The 18,912-nt window shown below is 60.5% G+C and carries 17 protein-coding genes and 1 pseudogene; 10 read left to right on the top strand and 8 right to left on the bottom strand.

Going from position 1 to position 18,912, the window contains the following annotated elements; translation table 11 throughout:
- Positions 1-83: 83 nt before the first annotated feature.
- The 5 genes and pseudogenes from BT204_RS03290 to BT204_RS28035 form a co-directional block, all read right to left on the bottom strand.
- Positions 84-2,141: a GGDEF domain-containing protein gene (locus BT204_RS03290; RefSeq protein ID WP_072445704.1), complete on the bottom strand. Its 2,058-nt coding sequence runs from the start codon at positions 2,139-2,141 to the stop codon at positions 84-86.
- Entirely contained in the window at positions 2,138-3,016 is an 879-nt protein-coding gene (locus tag BT204_RS03285; protein ID WP_003187377.1) for an endonuclease/exonuclease/phosphatase family protein, read from the bottom strand. The genes BT204_RS03290 and BT204_RS03285 overlap by 4 nt, the downstream gene beginning before the upstream one ends.
- Positions 3,017-3,026: 10 nt before the next feature.
- Positions 3,027-3,662, bottom strand: coding sequence for a thiol:disulfide interchange protein DsbA (gene dsbA, locus BT204_RS03280; protein ID WP_003187375.1), 636 nt, complete (start codon positions 3,660-3,662; stop codon positions 3,027-3,029).
- A 167-nt stretch (positions 3,663-3,829) separates the two neighbouring features.
- A complete protein-coding gene (locus tag BT204_RS03275; protein ID WP_014716340.1) occupies positions 3,830-4,456 on the bottom strand; it encodes a c-type cytochrome in 627 nt (208 codons plus the stop codon).
- Between the two features lie 33 nt (positions 4,457-4,489).
- A pseudogene (locus BT204_RS28035) lies at positions 4,490-4,697 on the bottom strand (cytochrome).
- Positions 4,698-4,889: 192 nt separating this feature from the next.
- Between BT204_RS28035 and yihA the strand changes: the two are divergent.
- On the top strand, positions 4,890-5,531 hold the full coding sequence (gene yihA / locus BT204_RS03265; protein ID WP_003187369.1) for a ribosome biogenesis GTP-binding protein YihA/YsxC: 642 nt from the start codon (positions 4,890-4,892) through the stop codon (positions 5,529-5,531).
- Positions 5,532-5,802: 271 nt separating this feature from the next.
- Here yihA and polA read toward each other — a convergent pair whose 3' ends face one another.
- Positions 5,803-8,598 (bottom strand): DNA polymerase I, encoded by a 2,796-nt coding sequence (gene polA, locus BT204_RS03260; protein WP_072445702.1) that lies wholly within the window; start codon positions 8,596-8,598, stop codon positions 5,803-5,805.
- Positions 8,599-8,672: 74 nt separating this feature from the next.
- On the opposite strand from polA, the gene BT204_RS03255 reads away from it, so the two are divergent.
- Positions 8,673-8,963, top strand: coding sequence for a DUF2782 domain-containing protein (locus BT204_RS03255; RefSeq protein WP_016978788.1), 291 nt, complete (start codon positions 8,673-8,675; stop codon positions 8,961-8,963).
- A gap of 56 nt (positions 8,964-9,019) precedes the next feature.
- A complete protein-coding gene (locus BT204_RS03250) occupies positions 9,020-9,973 on the top strand; it encodes a homoserine kinase (RefSeq protein WP_054920916.1) in 954 nt (317 codons plus the stop codon).
- Between the two features lie 107 nt (positions 9,974-10,080).
- Here BT204_RS03250 and BT204_RS03245 read toward each other — a convergent pair whose 3' ends face one another.
- Positions 10,081-11,010 (bottom strand): zinc ABC transporter substrate-binding protein, encoded by a 930-nt coding sequence (locus BT204_RS03245; RefSeq protein WP_034129234.1) that lies wholly within the window; start codon positions 11,008-11,010, stop codon positions 10,081-10,083.
- 46 nt (positions 11,011-11,056) lie between these two features.
- On the opposite strand from BT204_RS03245, the gene BT204_RS03240 reads away from it, so the two are divergent.
- Genes BT204_RS03240 through BT204_RS03225 form a run of 4 tightly spaced genes read left to right on the top strand, consistent with a single transcriptional unit; the run spans position 11,057 to position 13,859 of the window.
- Positions 11,057-11,551, top strand: a complete 495-nt coding sequence (locus BT204_RS03240) for a Fur family transcriptional regulator (protein ID WP_169921969.1) — start codon at positions 11,057-11,059, stop codon at positions 11,549-11,551.
- Entirely contained in the window at positions 11,551-12,321 is a 771-nt protein-coding gene (znuC, locus tag BT204_RS03235; protein WP_003187361.1) for a zinc ABC transporter ATP-binding protein ZnuC, read from the top strand. Before BT204_RS03240 ends, znuC begins: the two co-directional genes overlap by 1 nt.
- Entirely contained in the window at positions 12,314-13,102 is a 789-nt protein-coding gene (gene znuB / locus BT204_RS03230) for a zinc ABC transporter permease subunit ZnuB (protein ID WP_034129232.1), read from the top strand. The genes znuC and znuB overlap by 8 nt, the downstream gene beginning before the upstream one ends.
- Before the next feature lie 37 nt (positions 13,103-13,139).
- Entirely contained in the window at positions 13,140-13,859 is a 720-nt protein-coding gene (locus BT204_RS03225; protein ID WP_014716334.1) for a PA5502 family lipoprotein, read from the top strand.
- Positions 13,860-13,945: 86 nt separating this feature from the next.
- On the opposite strand, the gene katE is transcribed toward BT204_RS03225, so the two are convergent.
- Positions 13,946-16,087, bottom strand: coding sequence for a catalase HPII (gene katE, locus BT204_RS03220; RefSeq protein WP_054897236.1), 2,142 nt, complete (start codon positions 16,085-16,087; stop codon positions 13,946-13,948).
- A gap of 265 nt (positions 16,088-16,352) precedes the next feature.
- Here katE and BT204_RS03215 point away from each other — a divergent pair, with 265 nt between their 5' ends.
- From BT204_RS03215 to BT204_RS03205, 3 genes are read left to right on the top strand one after another with little or no spacing between them, the layout of a single operon-like run.
- Positions 16,353-17,360 carry a methionine ABC transporter ATP-binding protein gene (locus BT204_RS03215; protein WP_034129230.1) on the top strand — a complete coding sequence of 336 codons (1,008 nt, stop codon included), beginning with the start codon at positions 16,353-16,355 and terminating at the stop codon, positions 17,358-17,360.
- Positions 17,360-18,034, top strand: coding sequence for a methionine ABC transporter permease (locus tag BT204_RS03210; RefSeq protein WP_003187354.1), 675 nt, complete (start codon positions 17,360-17,362; stop codon positions 18,032-18,034). Before BT204_RS03215 ends, BT204_RS03210 begins: the two co-directional genes overlap by 1 nt.
- A gap of 51 nt (positions 18,035-18,085) precedes the next feature.
- A complete protein-coding gene (locus BT204_RS03205) occupies positions 18,086-18,856 on the top strand; it encodes a MetQ/NlpA family ABC transporter substrate-binding protein (protein WP_003187353.1) in 771 nt (256 codons plus the stop codon).
- Positions 18,857-18,912 lie beyond the last annotated feature (56 nt).

Here is an 18,912-nt window from a genome sequence, read left to right as displayed (position 1 = left end):
AGGCATTACACTGAAAGACGATAATGCAACAGTGTAACGTAAGGTTCATGGCTAGGCGGTCAAATCACAAAATGGAACATCTTTTATGCCGCCTGCACCTGATTACGTCCCGCAGCCTTTGCCCTGTAGAGCGCCTCGTCGGCACGCTTGAGCGCCAGGTCACTGCGCTCGCCGGCCTGAAACTGCGCCACGCCCATGGACACCGTGATCGTTACCGGCTCGCCCTTGAAGTGGAACGGGCACGCTGCAATGGCCTCACGCAATACTTCACCTACGGCCAGGGCATCCGCCAGGGCTGAGTCGGGCATGAGCAGCACAAACTCTTCACCACCAAACCGCGCGATGAAGTCAGTCGGCCGCAGGCGTTTGCTCAGCACGTTGGCGATAATCTTCAAGACCTTGTCCCCTGCCAGGTGACCGTAGCCGTCGTTGATGCGCTTGAAGTGGTCCAGGTCGAGCATGGCCAGCGACAGGCTGTTACCACGCTGATGCCAGGCGTTGACCTCGTAATCGAGGCGTTCGCTCCACGCCGCACGGTTGGGCAGGCCGGTGAGCGGATCGATCAAGGCCTTCTGGCGCTGCACCTCCAGGTGCTCGCGGTAGCCCTGGGCCTCCTGCTCCATATGGGCCACGCGTTCAGCCAGGCCTTTGAGGCGTGCGGCCACTTCCTGTTCCCGCAGGTCACGCTGTTGCTGGTGTTCATCCATGGTGCCGAGCAAGCCTTCAAGGTGGCTTTCGAGCACCTGCTTGAGGCTGTCCAGGTCGGCGGCGTCCTGCACGCTGCTTTGCAGGCCGTCCACCTGCTCGCGAATCTGTGTGTCCAACTCCCGCGCGGCCAGGCTGCTGTCGGCGTGGCCTTCGCTGGCGACCTGCAAATGCCCTTGGAATGCCTCGAGACGCTCGTTGAGCTGCTTGAGATAAGCCTCGAACTCATGCTGGCCACTGTCGGTGACCGCCAGCATCAGCACGGCCAGGTCATCCAGGATCGGCAGCAGTTCGTACCAATTCAAACCATGGGCGAGACGCTCACGCATCGCCTCGGCCTGGGGCTGGTGACGTTCGGGCAGGGAAAGGTCTTCCAGCAGGCCGAGCAAAGTGCCTTCAATGTGCTTGGCCACCGAGCTGTAGGACGGTTCAGGCGAATCGGGCAGGGCGTAGGTGCCGTCCGGTTGCAGCTCGTCAGGCTCGGGGCTTTCCAGCACGGGGGGCAGCGACAGGCTGCCGATGGTGGTCTCATCCGGCGTTTCGACTGGAGCCGGCGGCGGTTCGATAAAGGCAGCGAGTGCGCTTTCGTGAGCAGGCTCCGCAACCGGTGGCGCCTGCACGTCGGGCTCCGGTAATTGCGCAGGCGCAATCGACGGCAGCTCTGGAGCGTCGAATACCGGCGTTTCTCTGGCGACCTCTTGCCCTTCGGCCGCAGCAACAGGCGCAGCCTTCAAGGCCACGGGTGTGGGTGACAGCGGTGCAAAGGCACGCAAGGCTTGGGTCAGCTCTTCCGATTGCGCAAGTTCTTCCGGTTCGGGTGCGGGTTTGGGCGCTGCAGGCTTTGGCGCTGCCAATTGCATTGCCGGCAGTGGCTCAGCGTCAACCGGCAATGCTTCACTGGCGGCCTCCTTACTACCGAACAGGCGTTGCAACAGGCCCGGGCCTGGGCGTGCGGTATCGCCTTCAGGCTCCAGATTATTCAGCGCCTGCCCCTGCAGGCTGCTCAGCTCACTGAGTAGCAGGGGTATCTCCCGCGCTTGTGCCACGCGACCATCGAGTTGCTTGGCGAAGGTTTTCAGCGGGCGAGCCACCTCGCGGGGCAACGGCAGCTTTTGCAACTGGGTGACCAAGGCGGTGAGCGCGGTGCTGATCTGGTCGACACGGGTTTCGCGGCGCTGCTCCGAATCCAGCACGGCCTTTTCCAGGCGTGGCAGTAAAGCGGCGAGGGCAGCGTCCATGTCGTCCGTGCGCACGACATCGCGCATTTCCTTCATGCATTGATCGACGGCGCGGTCGGTGCCTTCAGCGGCCAGCGTGCTGCGCACCAGCCCGCGGCGCAGCAAATCGAGGCGGGCAGCCCAGCGGCGTTCGAGTTTGTCTTGTTGCTCGATGCTCTGGAGGTATTTCTCTTTCCAGCGCTGGGCGTCGTCGCTCATGCAAGGGGTCCGCGAGGGCCTGGGCTCAACGCGGGTAATGCATCAGCCGTGAGCGAACCCGGCAGACGAATCTCTACCGCGACCGGCAGGTGATCGGAAATGGGCTGCGCTAGCACCTGCACACTTTCCAGTGTGAGGCTTGGGCTGAGCAGGATATGGTCAAGACAGCGCTGCGGGCGCCAGCTGGGAAACGTGGCTTCGACTTGCGGGGCCAGTAACCCCAGGTCGCGCAGCGGAGAATTCTGCAGCAGGTCGTTGGCATGGGTGTTCATGTCACCCATGAGCACCTGGTGCTTGTAGTTACCAATCAATTCACGCACGTAGGCCAGTTGCAGGTTGCGCGTACGCCCCCCGAGGGCCAGGTGCATCATCACCACCACCAAGGCTTCCGGGCCTTCGCCAAAACGCACAAGGATCGCCCCGCGCCCTTTGGGGCCTGGCAAGGGATGATCTTCAATAGCCGTGGGTTTGAGGCGGCTGAGTACGCCATTGCTGTGCTGCGCCAGGCGCCCCAGGTTGCGGTTGAGTTGCTGATACCAGTACGGGAAGGCGCCCAGCTGAGCCAGGTGTTCCACCTGGTTGATATAGCCGGAGCGCAGGCTGCCGCCGTCGGCTTCCTGCAGGGCGACCAAGTCGAAGTCGCTGAGCAGGTCGCCGATTTTCTGCAGGTTACCGGTACGCCCCTTGTGGGGCAGCAGGTGCTGCCAGCCACGCGTGAGGTAGTGCCGATACTTCTCGGTACTGTTGCCCACCTGGATATTGAAGCTGAGCAGGCGCAAGCGGCTGTCTGCCGGCAGGCCTGTGGACTCCAGGTGATGCTCGTTGACCTGCGGTTCATGCAGGCCAACGACACGCTCGGTACCCCAGCGGCGCATGGCGAGCCCCTTACTTGGCAGCGCGTTCTTTGGCAATCAGTTGGTCGGCAACGTTCAGGGTCGCTTCAGGACCACCGGTGCTGCCCAGGTCGAAACGGTATTTGCCGTTGACGATCAGAGTTGGAACGCCTTGCACGCCGTACTTCTGCGCGAGTTCCTTGGCCTGTTTGATTTGGCCCTGGATAGCGAAGGAGTTAAAGGTCGCCAGGAACTTGTCCTTGTCGACACCTTGAGTAGCAACGAAGTCAGCCATTTCGTCCGGTTTGGTCAGGCGCTTGCCTTGTTTCTGGATCGCTTCGAAGACAGCGTTGTGGACCTTGTGCTCAACACCCATGGCTTCCAGCGTCAGGAACAGTTGGCCGTGGGCGTCCCATGGGCCACCGAACATGGCAGGAATGCGACGGAAGTTAACATCCTTGGGCAGCTTTTCAGCCCATGGGTTGATAGTCGGCTCGAAGGCGTAGCAATGCGGGCAGCCGTACCAGAACAGCTCCACCACCTCGATCTTGCCGGGTACCGCAACCGGAACCGGGTTAGCCAGTTCAACATAGGTTTTACCGGCTTCAAGCGGCACATCGGCAGCTTGAGCGGTCATGCCGAAGAGGCTGGCAGTGACGAGAGCGGCGCTGAGGATCAGATTACGCATGCTTTACTCCTGGACAAATAAAGTCGCCTCACGCGACCTTTGTTGTGACAGGTCTACGCGGACATGAGTTCGTTAGTGTAACGGCAGCGGCCACAAAAAAGGGCGGCCTGAGCCACCCTTTTTATGCTTGCATCGCGGGATTAATCGAGCGTTAACGCCCAGCCCCGTCAGTGCAGGCCCTGGATATAACTGGAGAGGGCTGCGATGTCTTCGTCGCTCAGCTTGCGAGCGATGGTGCGCATGGTCATGGCGTCCCCATCGTTGGCCCGGCCGGCTTCTTCTTTGCGGAAGTCGGTCAACTGTTTGGCGATGTAGGTGGCATGCTGGCCGCTCAGGTGCGGGAAGCCTGCGGCAGCGTTGCCTGCGCCATTGGGCGAGTGGCAACCGGTGCAGGCGGGCAAGCCTTTTTCCAGGTTACCGCCACGGAACAACTGCTCTCCGCGGGCGACCAATTTAGGATCGGCAGCTCCCACGCTACCCTTCTGGCTGGCAAAATACGCCGCGAGGTCCGCCAGGTCCTGATCGTTGAGATTGGTCAGCAGGCCGGTCATTTCCAGCACCGTGCGCTTGCCGTCCTTGATGTCGTGCATCTGCTTGCTCAGGTAGCGTTCACCCTGGCCGGCCAGTTTGGGGAAGTTCGGCGCCGGGCTGTTACCATCCGGCCCGTGGCAGGCACCACACACGGCGGCCTTCGCTTGACCGGCAGTGGCATCACCTTTGACGGGGCCCTCTGCAGCGACGGCAGCGCCTGTGATGCCCAAGGTCAACAGCAGACTCACGATCAGTTTGTTCATCAGCTAATCCAACTACGGCTAAGGGTTTAAGAGTTATCTACCGGGTTTACTCACCATCAAATCAATGACGGCCTGGTAATCCTCAGTACTGCAGTCCATGCACAAACCACGCGGCGGCATTGCCTTGAAACCCTGGGTCACGCACTGCTTCAGCCTGACCATGCAAACTCGGTTGATCCTGTGTAGCCTGAGCGCCGTAAAGCGGAATCAGGGCAGCAGAAGCGAGCAACCGTCGGTCCATACATCGACCTATTCAGGGTTTGAGAGCGTTTTGCGTTCTAATGCGCAATAAAGGTCTTTCGCTCCCGTGAACCTCATCCTTCGCTGGGACAAAGCACACACAAAATCTGCGGCATTATATACTGGCGCTACTGAAACGGAAACGACACCGCTTGCCGCACCCTTTCTCGGCACCGCCCACATCGGAAATCTCATGCAACTCAAGAACCCCATCCTCGGCCTGTGCCAACAGTCCACCTTCATGCTCAGCGCCGCCAAAGTGGACCAATGCCCCGATGACGAGGGCTTTGAAGTCGCCTTTGCCGGCCGTTCCAACGCCGGTAAATCCAGCGCACTGAACACCCTGACTCACGCCAGCCTGGCGCGCACCTCGAAAACCCCGGGCCGCACGCAACTACTCAATTTCTTCAAGCTAGACGATGATCGGCGTCTGGTCGACCTGCCGGGCTACGGTTATGCAAAAGTACCTATCCCGCTGAAGCTGCACTGGCAGCGTCACCTTGAGGCTTACCTGGGCGGTCGCGAGAGTTTGAAGGGTTTGATCCTGATGATGGACATCCGCCATCCAATGACCGACTTCGACTTGCTGATGCTCGACTGGGCTGTCGCCAGCGGCATGCCGATGCACATTTTGCTGACCAAGGCCGACAAGCTCACCTACGGCGCAGCCAAGAACACCCTGCTCAAAGTGCAGTCCGAAATCCGTAAGGGCTGGGGCGATACCATCACGATTCAGCTGTTCTCCGCCCCCAAGCGCATGGGCCTTGAAGAGGCCTACACCGTACTGGCCGGCTGGATGGAATTGGCGGACAAGGGCGCAGAAATCGCCGAGTAACTTTTCTACGGGCAAAAAAAACCCCGGACTTCTTTTGGGGAGGGGAAGTTCGGGGTTCAAGTTCCGGACCGCTAGGGCGGGGTCTGGAATTATCTGCCAACACTTAACACAACATAGGAGCATTGAAGGGCTTCACCACCCATTCAGTAACTCTGAGTGGCAGTTCACAGGTTAAGTTCCGACAGGCTCAAAAAACTATTGGAAATAACTGACGACGGTTTCCGATCTAAACCGCTTCGCCACCACTGACGGTGATGGCAAAGCCGCGGAATCAGTGCGCCTCGTCCCAGTTATCGCCTACGCCTACGTCCACCACCAAAGGCACGTCCAACTGAGCCGCCGCGCTCATATGCTCGCGAATCTTCTCGCTGACCTGCGCGACCAGGTCTTCACGCACCTCCAGCACCAATTCGTCGTGCACTTGAAGGATGACCTTGGCATCCAGGCCCGACTCGGTCAGCCAGTTATCCACCTGCACCATGGCTTTCTTGATGATGTCCGCCGCCGTACCCTGCATCGGCGCGTTGATCGCTGTGCGCTCGGCCGCCGCGCGCTCCTGGGGCTTGTTGGAGTTGATATCCGGCAAGTACAGGCGCCGCCCGAAGAAGGTTTCGACATACCCCTGATCCGCCGCCTGGGCGCGGGTTCGCTCCATATATTCGCGCACCCCTGGATAGCGAGCGAAGTACACATCGATGTAAGCCTTGGCGGTCTTGGTATCGACGCCGATGTCCTTGCCCAGCTTCTGGGCGCCCATGCCGTAAATCAGGCCAAAGTTGATCGCCTTGGCGCTGCGGCGCTGGTTGGACGTGACCTCATTCAACTCGACCTTGAACACTTCGGCCGCCGTGGCCGTGTGCACGTCCAGGTCATTGCGGAAGGCGTTCATCAGGCCTTCGTCCTTGGACAAATGCGCCATGATCCGCAGCTCGATCTGCGAATAGTCCGCCGCCAGCAGTTTGTAGCCCTTGGGCGCGACAAACGCCTGGCGAATGCGCCGCCCCTCGGCGGTGCGCACCGGGATGTTCTGCAGGTTCGGATCGCTGGAGGACAAGCGCCCGGTCGCCGCGACGGCCTGGTGGTAAGACGTATGAATACGCCCGGTACGCGGGTTGATCTGTTCCGGCAGGCGGTCGGTATAGGTACTTTTGAGCTTGCTCATGCTGCGGTACTGCATCAGTACCTTGGGCAACGGAAAATCATCTTCGGCCAGTTTGGCCAACACTTCCTCAGCGGTGGATGCCTGGCCCTTGCCGGTTTTTTTCAGCACCGGCATGCCGAGCTTCTCGTACAGGATCGCCCCGAGCTGCTTGGGCGAGCCCAGGTTGAATTCTTCACCGGCGATCTCGTACGCCTGGCGCTCCAGCTCGACCATCTTGTTACCCAGCTCGATGCTCTGAATGCCGAGCAGGTCCTTGTCTACCAGTGCGCCCTGGCGCTCGATGCGTGCCAGCACCGGCACCAGCGGGATCTCGATGTCCGTCAGCACACTGGCCAGGCTCGGGATCGCCGCCAGTTGCGCGTACAAGTGCTGATGCAGGCGCAAGGTCACGTCGGCATCTTCGGCCGCATAGGGGCCGGCTTGCTCAAGGGCGATCTGATCGAACGTGAGTTGCTTGGCCCCTTTGCCGGCGATGTCCTGGAAGCTGACCGTGTCGTGGTCCAGGTACTTCTTCGCCAGACTGTCCATATCGTGCCGGGTCGCGGTGGAATTGAGCACGTAGGATTCGAGCATGGTGTCGAAGGCGATGCCGCGCACGGTAATGCCCTGGGCAGGGTCGCCACCAATGGCGCAGTTGGCCAGGATGTTCATGTCGAACTTGGCGTGCTGGCCCACCTTGAGCTTGGTCGGATCTTCCAGCAGCGGCTTCAAGGCCAGCAGCACGGTGTCGCGATCCAATTGATCCGGAGCGCCGATATAGGAATGGGTCAGCGGGATGTAGGCGGCTTCATGGGGCTGCACAGCAAACGAGACCCCAACCAATTGCGCCTGCTGGGCGTCGATGCCGGTGGTTTCGGTGTCGAAAGCAAACAACGGCGCATCGTGGAGTTTTTTCAGCCACACGTCGAAGGTAGCCCGGTCCAGAATAGTGGTGTAAACCGCCTCTACCGGTACTGATATAACAGCCTCGACCGGCATTTCGGCGGCCGGCGCAACCTCGCTCGCCGATTTGAGCTCGACACGCTTGGCATCGCGCTGAATCTCGTCGTGCCAGCTCTTGAACTCAAGCAGCGTGTACAGCTCCAGCAGCTTTTCGCGATCCGGTTCGATCAGGTGCAAATCATCCAACCCGATATCCAGCGGCACATCGATCTTGATCGTCGCCAACTGATAGGACAGGAATGCCATCTCCTTGTGCTCCTCCAGCTTGGCCGGCAGGGTCTTGGCCCCACGGATAGGCAGGGTCGGCACAATATCCAGCTGCTCATAAAGCTCTTTGAGGCCGCCATTGACTCCCACCAGCAAGCCGGAGGCGGTCTTGGGGCCAATGCCCGGAACGCCGGGAATGTTGTCGGACGAATCCCCCATCAACGCCAGATAGTCGATGATCTGCTCCGGAGCGACGCCGAATTTCTCCTTAACGCCCTCGATGTCCATCGAGCTACCGGTCATGGTGTTGACCAAGGTAATGTGGCCGTCCACCAGCTGCGCCATGTCTTTGTCACCGGTCGAGATCACCACCGGGCGGCTGGCGGCCGCGCTGCTGCGAGCCAGGGTGCCGATCACGTCATCGGCCTCGACGCCCTCGACGCACAGCAACGGGAAGCCAAGAGCGATCACGCTTTGATGCAGCGGCTCGATCTGCAGGCGCATGTCATCAGGCATGCTCGGGCGGTTGGCTTTGTATTCGGCGTACATCTCATCGCGAAACGTCCCACCCTTGGCGTCGAAAACCACCGCAAATGGGCTGTCCGGGTACTGCTTGCGCAGGCTTTTGAGCATGTTCAACACGCCCTTGACCGCACCGGTGGGCAGGCCTTTGGAGGTGGTCAGCGGTGGCAGCGCGTGGAAGGCGCGATAAAGATAAGAAGAACCGTCCACCAGGACGAGGGGCGCTTGGCTCATGAGCAGGATCAACCTTTTCGGCGGGTCAGGCGCTAGAATAGCCGGACCAATGAAAACAAAGGGACAAGGTTATCATGCGTACATTCAATCGCCTGCTGTTGACCGGTTTGATTGCACTCGCTCCGATGGCTGCCATGGCGGCAGACAGTGCCCCTGGAGGTGATCCGGAAGTTACCATTCGCACGGAAGGCGACAAAACCATCCAGGAATACCGCCAAAACGGCTTTCTGTATGCGATCAAGGTCACCCCGAAGGGGGCACCACCGTACTTTCTGGTACGTGCGGACGGCACCGACGCGAACTTCATCCGCTCTGACCAGCCGGATATGCTGATCCCGTCATGGAAGATCTTCGAATGGAAATGATTTCTTAATTTTAACCGGCGCTGCCCACCGCAGCGCCCGTAACGGCAGTTTTAACCATGTCTGTGTTCACCCCCCTGGCTCGGCCTGAGCTGGAAACCTTTCTCGCCCCTTATGGGCTCGGCCGCCTGCTTGATTTCCAGGGGATTGCCGCCGGCAGCGAAAACACCAATTTCTTTATCAGCCTGGAGCAGGGCGAGTTCGTCCTGACCCTGGTTGAGCGTGGCCCGGTGGCAGAAATGCCGTTCTTCATCGAACTGCTCGACGTGCTCCATGACGCCGACCTGCCTGTGCCGTACGCCCTGCGTACCACCGACGGCATCGCTTTGCGCGAACTCAAGGGCAAACCGGCCTTGCTGCAACCGCGCCTGGCGGGCAAGCACATCAAGGAGGCCAATGCACAGCATTGCACCCAGGTTGGCGAACTGCTCGGCCACCTGCACTTGGCCACCCAGGGCGAAAAGGTACTTGAACGCAAGACCGACCGCGGCCTGGATTGGATGCTCTGCGAGGGCGCGCAACTCATTTCGCACCTGAACGAGGCCCAGCAACGCCTGTTGCGCGATGCGCTGGCCGAGATCGACGCCCACAAGGCCGACATCCTCGGCCTGCCGCGGGCGAATGTGCACGCCGATCTGTTTCGCGATAACGCGATGTTTGAAGGCACGCACCTGACAGGCCTGATCGACTTCTACAACGCCTGTTCGGGGCCGATGCTCTACGACGTGGCAATCGCCTTGAATGATTGGTGCTCGGATGCCGATGGCGTGATTGACGGTCACCGTGCCCGGGCGCTGCTGGGCGCTTACGCGGGGCTACGGGCGTTTACCGCGAAGGAAGCCGAGCTATGGCCGACCATGCTGCGCGTGGCGTGCGTACGGTTCTGGCTGTCCCGGCTGATCGCGGCCGAATCATTTGCAGGGCAGGATGTGTTGATTCATGACCCGGCTGAGTTCGAGCACCGCTTGGCGCAGCGTCAACAGGTCACGGTCCACCTGCCGTTCGCACTTTAAAAGACCGACTCGGTCAATGTGGGAGCTGGCTTGCCTGCAATAGCAGTATCGACTGACACTGCGCTATCGCGGGCAAGCCCACTCCCACAGGGGTTTTGTGTTGCGTGTTAGAGCGACTCCAGGCAACCGGCCAGGTCATTGCCAAGCTTTTCCAGTACCTGCTCATAACCCTGCGCGGTAGCTGGCGTATAGCCACCCAACGCATCCAACTCCGCCAACTTCACCGGCAACCCGGCCACCAGGGTTTCGGCCAAGCGAGGTCGCAACGGCGGCTCGCTGAACACGCAAGTCTTGCCCACTTCCTGCAAACGAGCGCGCATCGCCGCTACGTGCTGCGCGCCCGGCTGCACTTCGGCGGCCACGCTGAACACGCCAGCATGCTTCAAACCGTACGCCTCTTCGAAGTAATCAAAGGCTTCGTGGAACACGAAATAAGGTTTGCCATCAACGCCCGCCAAACGCTGCTTCAGGCGCGCATCCAGCGCGTTCAGGCGTTCTTCGAAGGCCTTCGCATTGCTCTGATAACGCTCGGCATTGGCTGGGTCGGCAGCGCTCAGATCGGCCGCCATCCGAGCGGCGATCACACGTGCATTGACCGTGGACAGCCACAGGTGCGCATCCACACTGCCTGGGCGGTGATCGTGATCATGTTCGTCGGCTTCATCGGCATGAGAGTGGCTATCTTCGCCGAAGACGCGCAGTTTCATGCCTGGCAGGTCCTGCACGGCCACCGTTGGCGCCGTACGGCCTTTGAGCACACGCGGCAAAAACGTTTCCATGTCCGGCCCGATCCAGTACAGCAGGTCCACCGACTGCACACGCCGTACGTCGGATGGGCGCAAAGCGAAGTTGTGCGGCGACGCCCCCGGCGGCAGCAACACCTCTGGAACGGCCACGCCGTCCTGCACGGCAGCTGCAATCAGCTGCAACGGCTTGATGCTTGTCAGCACCTTGACCTCGGCCTGAGCGGCACCGGCAACGAACAAACTGGTGACAAATACGACAAAAACGGGAAAAAGTCGGGACACGATGACCACTCGATGGCGTAGGAACGGGTAACATAATAACGTCTCTATCAAATATCTGTCGCCGCTCATGCCTAAAACACCGCTTGCCAGCCGTCCCCACGACCACTCTCACTGCGTGCACACCGCATTGTCAGAGGCCGACACCCTGTGCGCAAAGAAAGGCTTGCGCCTGACCGCCTTGCGTCGCCGGGTGCTGGAGCTGGTGTGGCAGAGCCACAAGCCTTTGGGCGCGTACGACATTCTGGGCGTCCTCAGCGAGCAGGACGGCCGCCGCGCCGCGCCGCCCACCGTTTACCGTGCGTTGGATTTCCTGCTGGAAAACGGCCTGGTGCACCGTATCGCCTCGCTTAACGCCTTTGTCGGTTGCAACCACCCGGAGCACGCGCATCAGGGCCAGTTCCTGATCTGCCGCGAGTGCCACGCCGCCATTGAGCTTGAACAAAAAAGCATCAGCGACGCCATAATCAAAAGCTCTGCCGACGTCGGCTTCAAGGTCGAAGGGCAAACGGTCGAAGTGGTCGGCCTGTGCGCAGGCTGCCAGGGGGTTTGATGAGCAATGCGTTAATCCGCCTGGAGCAGGTCGGGGTCACGTTCGCCGGGCAAAACGTGCTGGAGAACATCGCACTGAGCGTGGAACCGGGGCAAATCGTCACCCTGATCGGCCCCAACGGCGCGGGCAAGACAACCTTGGTGCGCGCCGTGCTCGGGCTGCTCAAGCCCCACAGCGGCACGGTTTGGCGCAAGCCCAAGCTGCGCGTGGGCTATATGCCGCAAAAGCTGCACGTGGACCCGACATTGCCGCTCTCCGTATTGCGCTTCCTGCGCCTGGTGCCTGGCGTAGACCGCGCCCGCGCCCAGGCCGCGCTTAAGGAAGTCGGCGCCGAACACGTCATCGACAACCCGGTGCAAAGTATTTCCGGCGGCGAAATGCAGCGCGTGCTGCTGGCCCGTGCCTTGCTGCGCGAGCCCGAGCTGCTGGTACTCGATGAGCCCGTGCAAGGCGTCGATGTCGCCGGCCAGGCCGAGCTGTACAGCCTGATCACCCGCCTGCGCGACCGCCATGGTTGCGGCGTACTGATGGTCTCCCACGACTTGCACCTGGTCATGAGCACCACCGACCAAGTGGTCTGTCTCAACCGCCACGTGTGCTGCTCCGGCCACCCGGAACAGGTCAGTGGCGACCCGGCGTTCGTGGAGCTGTTCGGCAAGAACGCCCAGAGCCTGGCGATCTACCATCACCACCATGACCACGCCCATGACCTGCATGGCGCCGTCGTCGATACCCCCCACGTTCATGGAGATAGCTGCAAGCATGGCTGATTTTCTGCTCTACGCCCTGCTGGCAGGCTTGGCTTTGGCACTGGTGGCGGGCCCATTGGGCTCGTTCGTGGTCTGGCGACGCATGGCCTATTTCGGCGACACCTTGTCCCATGCCGCCTTGCTGGGCGTGGCCATGGGTTTTCTGCTGGATGTAAGCCCGGCCATCGCCGTGACCGTCGGCTGCCTGCTGCTAGCCGTGCTGCTGGTGACCCTGCAGCAACGCCAGCCACTGGCCTCCGACACCCTGCTGGGCATCCTCGCACCCAGCACCTTGTCCCTGGGCCTGGTGGTGCTGAGCTTCATGCATGAAGTGCGCATCGACCTGATGGCCTACCTGTTCGGTGACCTGCTGGCGATCAGCCCGACCGACCTGGCCTGGATCCTCGGCGGCAGCGCTGCGGTGCTGGTGTTGCTGGTGGCCCTGTGGCGCCCGTTGCTGGCGATCACCGTGCATGAAGAACTGGCCAAGGTAGAAGGCTTGCCCGTCGCAGGCCTGCGTATGGCCTTGATGTTGCTCATCGCCGTGGTGATTGCTGTCGCGATGAAGATTGTCGGCGTATTGTTGATCACGTCGCTGCTGATCATTCCAGCCGCCGCTGCCCAGCGCCACGCTCGCTCTCCGGAGCAGATGGCAATTGGCGCCAGCCTCCTGGGGATGCTTGCAGTGTGTGGTGGCCTGGCGCTGTCCTGGTTCAAGGACACACCGGCCGGGCCGTCGATTGTGGTTACGGCGGCCGCCCTGTTTCTGCTGAGTTTTGTCCTGCCCCGTCGAGGGGTGTAGACTTGCTCGCTTTTTGCGCAAATAGAGAGTCGCAGGAATGAAGCCGTTCACCTCCCGTTATCTGCTCCTTGCCGCATTTTCACTGCTGCTGGGCGCCTGCCAAAGTACGCCGCCCGCTGCCCCCCAGGCTCCGGATCCGCGGGCTGCGGCCATCGCGCAGCTGGAACAAAACCTGGCCAGCAGCGAATTGGCCACCGCCGAAGACCAACTGGCTGCATTGCAGGCCCAATCGCCCAACGACCCGGCACTTGAGGCCTACCAGCGTCAATTGGCCGAAGCCTACCTGCAGCGCAGCCAGATCGTGCTGCAAAAAGGCGACGTCAACGCGGCCGCCACGGCCCTGAGCCGTGCCCGCGCTTTGATGCCCAAGGCCCCTGCGCTGACCGGTGGCGTCAACAGCGCCATCAGCCATGCGCGCAAAGCCGAATTGGACCAGGCAGAAGCTGCGTTGAAAGCCGCTGAGGCCAAGCCTGCCGCCAAGGTCATCGACCCGGCAGCGCCGAGCACCACCGTGGCGCTGAACCTTGCGGATGTTGAAGACATGCGCCATCAGTTGGACGCCATCGCCACCGATGTGGTGAATTACCAGTGCGACGTCAGCATCCAGGTGCCACGCACCCAGGATTACCCGTGGCTGGCCACGTTATTGACCAAGCGGGTGAAGCGAATTGATTCGGGGTATGACCTGAAAATTCACCGGCAAATCCTGAAACATATTCCGGCGCAGGTTGTGCTGATTCCGCGCAAGGCGGATTAAAAGCATCGCAGGCAAGCCAGCTCGCACATTTGAACAGTGTGGGAGCTGGCTTGCCTGCGATGACGATCTAACAAACAACCGATAAGTTAAGCCGGAATCGCCTTGGATTTCGGCTCACGCGCCCACACTCGATGCTGGGCAATCGCCGCAAAGAAGGCCTTGAACGCCTTGGCATCCGCGCCCACGATCAACCCCGCATCCTCCTCCAGTTTCAGCAGGTCCAGCAACGGCTTCACATCGCTGGCTACCGCAATCGCCTTCAGGTGTTTGTAGGCTTCCAGTACGTAATGCAACGCCACGCCATCACCGCTCAGCGCCTTCACGGACTCTTTGCCACCCGGGATAAACACTGCGTCGAAGGCAATGGACGGCATGCCTTCCATCGAGGCGTCGACCGGCAGCGTCTTGCCCTGCGCGGTGGTCACCGGCGCCGAAGTAGGCCCCAGCAACTTGGCATGGGCGCCTTCAGCTTCAAGCGCGGCTTTTAACGCGTCAATGGCCGCACCATCAACGCCGTTGGCTGCCAGAATCGCCACTTTGCGCGTTTTGATATCGCCCGACAGCAAGTTCACCTGGCTCAAGGCTGGCGATTCTTTCAACGACGTTTCACGGGCAGGCACGGTGCCCTTGGTCGGCGCCGGCAAGCCCAGGTTCTGCGCAACGCGCTTGGCCAGCTCCAGGTCGATATTGGCCAGGATCTCGTTGACCTGGCGCGCACGGATGAACTCGCGCTCCACCTTGCCCAGCTCAAAACTGTAGGCCGCGATAATGTGCTCTTTCTCGTGGTGGCTCATGCTGTTGTAGAACAGCGTCGCCTGGGAGAAATGGTCACCGAAGGATTCGCTGCGCTCACGTACTTTGTTGGCATCGACGCGCTCGTAGTAGGACTCAAAGCCACCATCGGTAGGACCAGCAGGGGTTTCTTTCGGCCAACCACCATCAATAGAGTTTGGCTCGTAGGACGCACGACCCTTATCAATCACGGTGCGATGCTGAGCGTCGCGCTGGCCGTTATGAAAAGGCACGACAGGCCGGTTGATTGGAATCTCATGAAAGTTCGGCCCGCCCAGTCGGCTGATCTGGGTATCGGTGTAGGAAAACAGACGGCCCTGCAGCAATGGGTCGTTGGTGAAGTCGATGCCCGGCACGATGTGACCCGGGCAGAACGCAACCTGCTCGACTTCAGCGAAGAAGTTGTCCGGGTTACGGTTGAGCACCATTTTGCCCAGCGGCGTGATCGGTACCAGTTCTTCTGGAATGATCTTGGTCGGGTCGAGCAAGTCGAAATCAAACTTGTGCTCGTCTTCTTCGGCCACGATCTGTACGCCCAGCTCCCACTCAGGGTAATCGCCGCTTTCAATCGCTTCCCACAGGTCACGACGGTGGTAGTCCGTATCTTTACCGGCCAGCTTTTGCGCCTCATCCCATACCAGCGAGCAGGTGCCGACTGTTGGACGCCAGTGGAACTTCACGAAGCTGGACTTACCTTCGGTATTGATCAAACGGAAGGTGTGTACCCCAAAGCCCTGCATGGCGCGCAGGCTTTTTGGAATGGCGCGGTCGGACATGGCCCAGATCACCATGTGCGCGGATTCCGGTTGCAGCGAAACAAAGTCCCAGAACGTATCGTGGGCCGAACCGCCGGTAGGAATCTCGTTATGAGGCTCGGGTTTCACCGCGTGGACGAAGTCAGGAAATTTGATCGCATCCTGGATGAAGAACACCGGCATGTTGTTGCCCACCAGGTCGAAGTTGCCTTCGTCGGTGAAGAACTTCACGGCAAAACCGCGCACGTCACGCACGGTGTCGCCGGAACCACGCGGGCCCTGCACCGTGGAAAAACGTGCGAACACCGGGGTTTTATGCTCAGGCGTGCGCAGGAAACCTGCCTTGGTCAGCGCCGAATGGTCGCCGTAACTCTGGAAATAGCCATGGGCCCCCGTACCACGGGCATGCACGATGCGCTCGGGGATACGCTCATGGTCAAAGTGCGTGATCTTTTCACGCATGATGAAGTCTTCCAGCAGCGAAGGGCCGCGGGCGCCGACTTTCAGGCTGTTTTGGTTGTCGGAAATCTTCACGCCCTGGTTGGTGCGCAGGGCCTGGCCGGTCGCGTCGGAACGGAATTCTTCCAACGCCTGCAGCTTGGCGTTGGTGTTGCCACGGTCCAGGGTATCAGTGCCCGCGAGTTCACTCTTCGGCGGGGTGGCTGGCTTCTTGGTACTCATCAGTCAAAACTCCTTATTCAAAGTGGCCAGAGCGGTCCCCGGCTCGTTTGAGCAAAACCCCAGGCACGGCACCTGGGAAATCGAGTTGCTTAAGTAGTGACTGACTTGGTTTTGCACCGTTCCTTTTTTATGACCTTTGATCGCGTTATTGCCAAATGACTGGATGAATACGAAATAAATGCTAAGAAACGCTATACGGACAGGCTAAAATGCGCGCCCGGCTAACCGCTGATCCCTTTTCAATGCGCCCCACAAGGTTCGCTACGTGATCGAGTTTCAAAACGTCCATAAAACCTACCGCGTCGCCGGTAAGGATATCCCCGCCCTGCACCCCACCAGCCTGCGCGTCGAGAACGGCCAGGTGTTTGGCCTGATTGGCCACTCGGGTGCCGGTAAAAGCACCCTGTTGCGCCTGATCAACCGTCTGGAAGAGCCCAGTGGCGGCCAGATCAAGGTGGATGGCGAAGAAGTCACTGCGCTGGACGCCAACGGCCTGCGGCGCTTTCGCCAGCAGGTCGGGATGATCTTCCAGCACTTCAACTTGCTGGCGTCCAAGACCGTGGCCGACAACGTCGCGCTGCCGCTGACGCTCGCCGGTGAACTGTCGCGCAAGGAAATCGACCAGCGTGTGGCTGAGCTGCTCGCCCGCGTCGGCTTGTCGGACCACGCCAAGAAGTACCCGGCGCAGTTGTCCGGCGGCCAGAAACAGCGCGTCGGCATCGCCCGAGCCCTGGCGACCAAGCCAAAAATCCTGCTTTGTGACGAAGCCACCAGCGCCCTCGACCCGCAAACCACGGCGTCGGTCCTGCAACTGCTGGCCGAGATCAACCGCGAGTTGAACCTGACCATCGTGTTGATCACCCATGAAATGGACGTGATCCGCCGCGTATGCGACCAGGTCGCCGTCATGGACGCCGGGGTAATCGTCGAGCAAGGCTCGGTGGCCGACGTGTTCCTGCACCCCAAGCACCCGACCACCAAGCGCTTCGTACAAGAAGCCGAACAGGTGGACGAAGGCGAGCAGCGCGACGACTTTGCCCATGTGCCAGGCCGTATCGTGCGCCTGACGTTCCAAGGGGACGCGACCTATGCGCCACTGCTGGGTACCGTCGCACGGGAAACCGGTGTGGACTACAGCATTCTTGCCGGTCGTATCGACCGCATCAAAGACATCCCTTACGGGCAACTGACCCTCGCCGTCACCGGCGGTGACATGGAAGCCGCGTTCGCACGCTTCACCGCCGCCGACGTTCACATGGAGGTCCTGCGCTGATGGACGTTTTCCTGAGTTTCTTCGCCAATATCGACTGGTCTGAAATCTGGCTCGCCACCGGCGACACCATGACCATGCTGTTCGGCTCGCTGTTCTTCACCGTGCTACTGGGGCTGCCTCTGGGCGTGCTGTTGTTCCTGACCAGCCCGCGCCAGCTATTCGAACAAAAAGGCCTGTACGCGCTGTTGTCGCTGATCGTGAATATCTTGCGCTCGCTGCCGTTCATCATCCTGCTGATCGTGATGATTCCGTTCACGGTACTGATCACCGGCACGTCGCTGGGTGTCGCCGGCGCGATCCCACCACTGGTCGTCGGTGCCACGCCATTCTTTGCTCGCCTGGTGGAAACCGCCCTGCGCGAAGTGGACCGTGGCATCATCGAAGCCACCCAGGCCATGGGCGCCACCACCCGCCAGATCATCACCAATGCCCTATTGCCCGAGGCCCGCCCTGGCATCTTCGCGGCGATTACGGTGACGGCGATTACACTGGTTTCCTACACCGCGATGGCTGGTGTGGTCGGGGCTGGCGGCCTGGGCGACCTGGCAATCCGTTTTGGCTACCAGCGTTTCCAGACCGATGTGATGGTGGTCACTGTGGTGATGCTGTTGATTCTGGTGCAAATTCTGCAAACCGTCGGCGACCGGCTGGTGGTGCATTTTTCTCGTAAATAACGGCCATTGCCGGCACATAGCCGGCAGATGCCCGAACAAGGAGCTTGCTGGATGAAAAAACTACTGGTTGCTTTCGCCGCCGTGGCTGCGTTTTCCGCCCACGCCGAGACTATTACGGTCGCTGCTTCGCCGGTGCCTCACGCCGAAATCCTCGAATTCGTGAAGCCTGCCCTGGCCAAAGAAGGCGTGGACCTGAAGGTCAAAGTCTTCACCGACTACGTGCAGCCGAACGTACAGGTGGCTGAAAAGCGCCTGGATGCCAACTTCTTCCAGCACCAGCCGTACCTGGATGAATTCAACAAGGCCAAAGGCACTCACCTGGTGAGCGTCGGCGCTGTGCACCTGGAACCTCTGGGCGCTTACTCCAGCAAGTACAAAAAACTGGCCGACCTGCCTGACGGCGCCAACGTGGTGATCCCGAACGACGCCACCAACGGCGGCCGTGCGCTGTTGCTGCTGGCCAAGAACGGCCTGATCACCCTGAAGGACCCGACCAACATCCTGTCGACCATCAAGGACATCACCGGCAACGATAAAAACCTGAAATTCCGCGAACTGGAAGCCGCCACCCTGCCGCGCGTGCTGACCCAGGTCGACCTGGCGCTGATCAACACCAACTACGCCCTAGAAGCCAAGCTGGACCCATCCAAGGATGCCCTGGTGATCGAAGGCAGCGACTCGCCTTACGTGAACATCCTGGTGACCCGCGAAGACAACAAGGATGCGGACGCGGTGAAGAAGCTGGTTGCAGCCCTGCACACGCCTGAAGTGAAGAAATTCATCGAAGAGAAGTACAAAGGCGCGATCAAGCCAGCGTTCTGATCTCTCCTGACCTGATCGTTCCCACGCTCCGCGTGGGAACGCCTCTTGTGACGCTC

Origin of the sequence: Pseudomonas sp. NFPP02 (assembly GCF_900119355.1) — a bacterium.
GTDB lineage: Bacteria > Pseudomonadota > Gammaproteobacteria > Pseudomonadales > Pseudomonadaceae > Aquipseudomonas > Aquipseudomonas paracarnis.
This window is presented reverse-complemented; position numbering and strand designations above follow the sequence as displayed.

Excerpts from the sequence above, each read along its gene's own strand:
- BT204_RS03290 (WP_072445704.1), bottom strand. The coding sequence starts at position 2,141 with ATGAGCGACGACGCCCAGCGCTGGAAAGAGAAATACCTCCAGAGCATC.
- BT204_RS03285 (WP_003187377.1), bottom strand. The coding sequence starts at position 3,016 with ATGCGCCGCTGGGGTACCGAGCGTGTCGTTGGCCTGCATGAACCGCAG.
- dsbA (WP_003187375.1), bottom strand. The coding sequence starts at position 3,662 with ATGCGTAATCTGATCCTCAGCGCCGCTCTCGTCACTGCCAGCCTCTTC.
- BT204_RS03275 (WP_014716340.1), bottom strand. The coding sequence starts at position 4,456 with ATGAACAAACTGATCGTGAGTCTGCTGTTGACCTTGGGCATCACAGGC.
- yihA (WP_003187369.1), top strand. The coding sequence starts at position 4,890 with ATGCAACTCAAGAACCCCATCCTCGGCCTGTGCCAACAGTCCACCTTC.
- polA (WP_072445702.1), bottom strand. The coding sequence starts at position 8,598 with ATGAGCCAAGCGCCCCTCGTCCTGGTGGACGGTTCTTCTTATCTTTAT.
- BT204_RS03255 (WP_016978788.1), top strand. The coding sequence starts at position 8,673 with ATGCGTACATTCAATCGCCTGCTGTTGACCGGTTTGATTGCACTCGCT.
- BT204_RS03250 (WP_054920916.1), top strand. The coding sequence starts at position 9,020 with ATGTCTGTGTTCACCCCCCTGGCTCGGCCTGAGCTGGAAACCTTTCTC.
- znuC (WP_003187361.1), top strand. The coding sequence starts at position 11,551 with ATGAGCAATGCGTTAATCCGCCTGGAGCAGGTCGGGGTCACGTTCGCC.
- znuB (WP_034129232.1), top strand. The coding sequence starts at position 12,314 with ATGGCTGATTTTCTGCTCTACGCCCTGCTGGCAGGCTTGGCTTTGGCA.
- BT204_RS03225 (WP_014716334.1), top strand. The coding sequence starts at position 13,140 with ATGAAGCCGTTCACCTCCCGTTATCTGCTCCTTGCCGCATTTTCACTG.
- katE (WP_054897236.1), bottom strand. The coding sequence starts at position 16,087 with ATGAGTACCAAGAAGCCAGCCACCCCGCCGAAGAGTGAACTCGCGGGC.
- BT204_RS03210 (WP_003187354.1), top strand. The coding sequence starts at position 17,360 with ATGGACGTTTTCCTGAGTTTCTTCGCCAATATCGACTGGTCTGAAATC.
- BT204_RS03205 (WP_003187353.1), top strand. The coding sequence starts at position 18,086 with ATGAAAAAACTACTGGTTGCTTTCGCCGCCGTGGCTGCGTTTTCCGCC.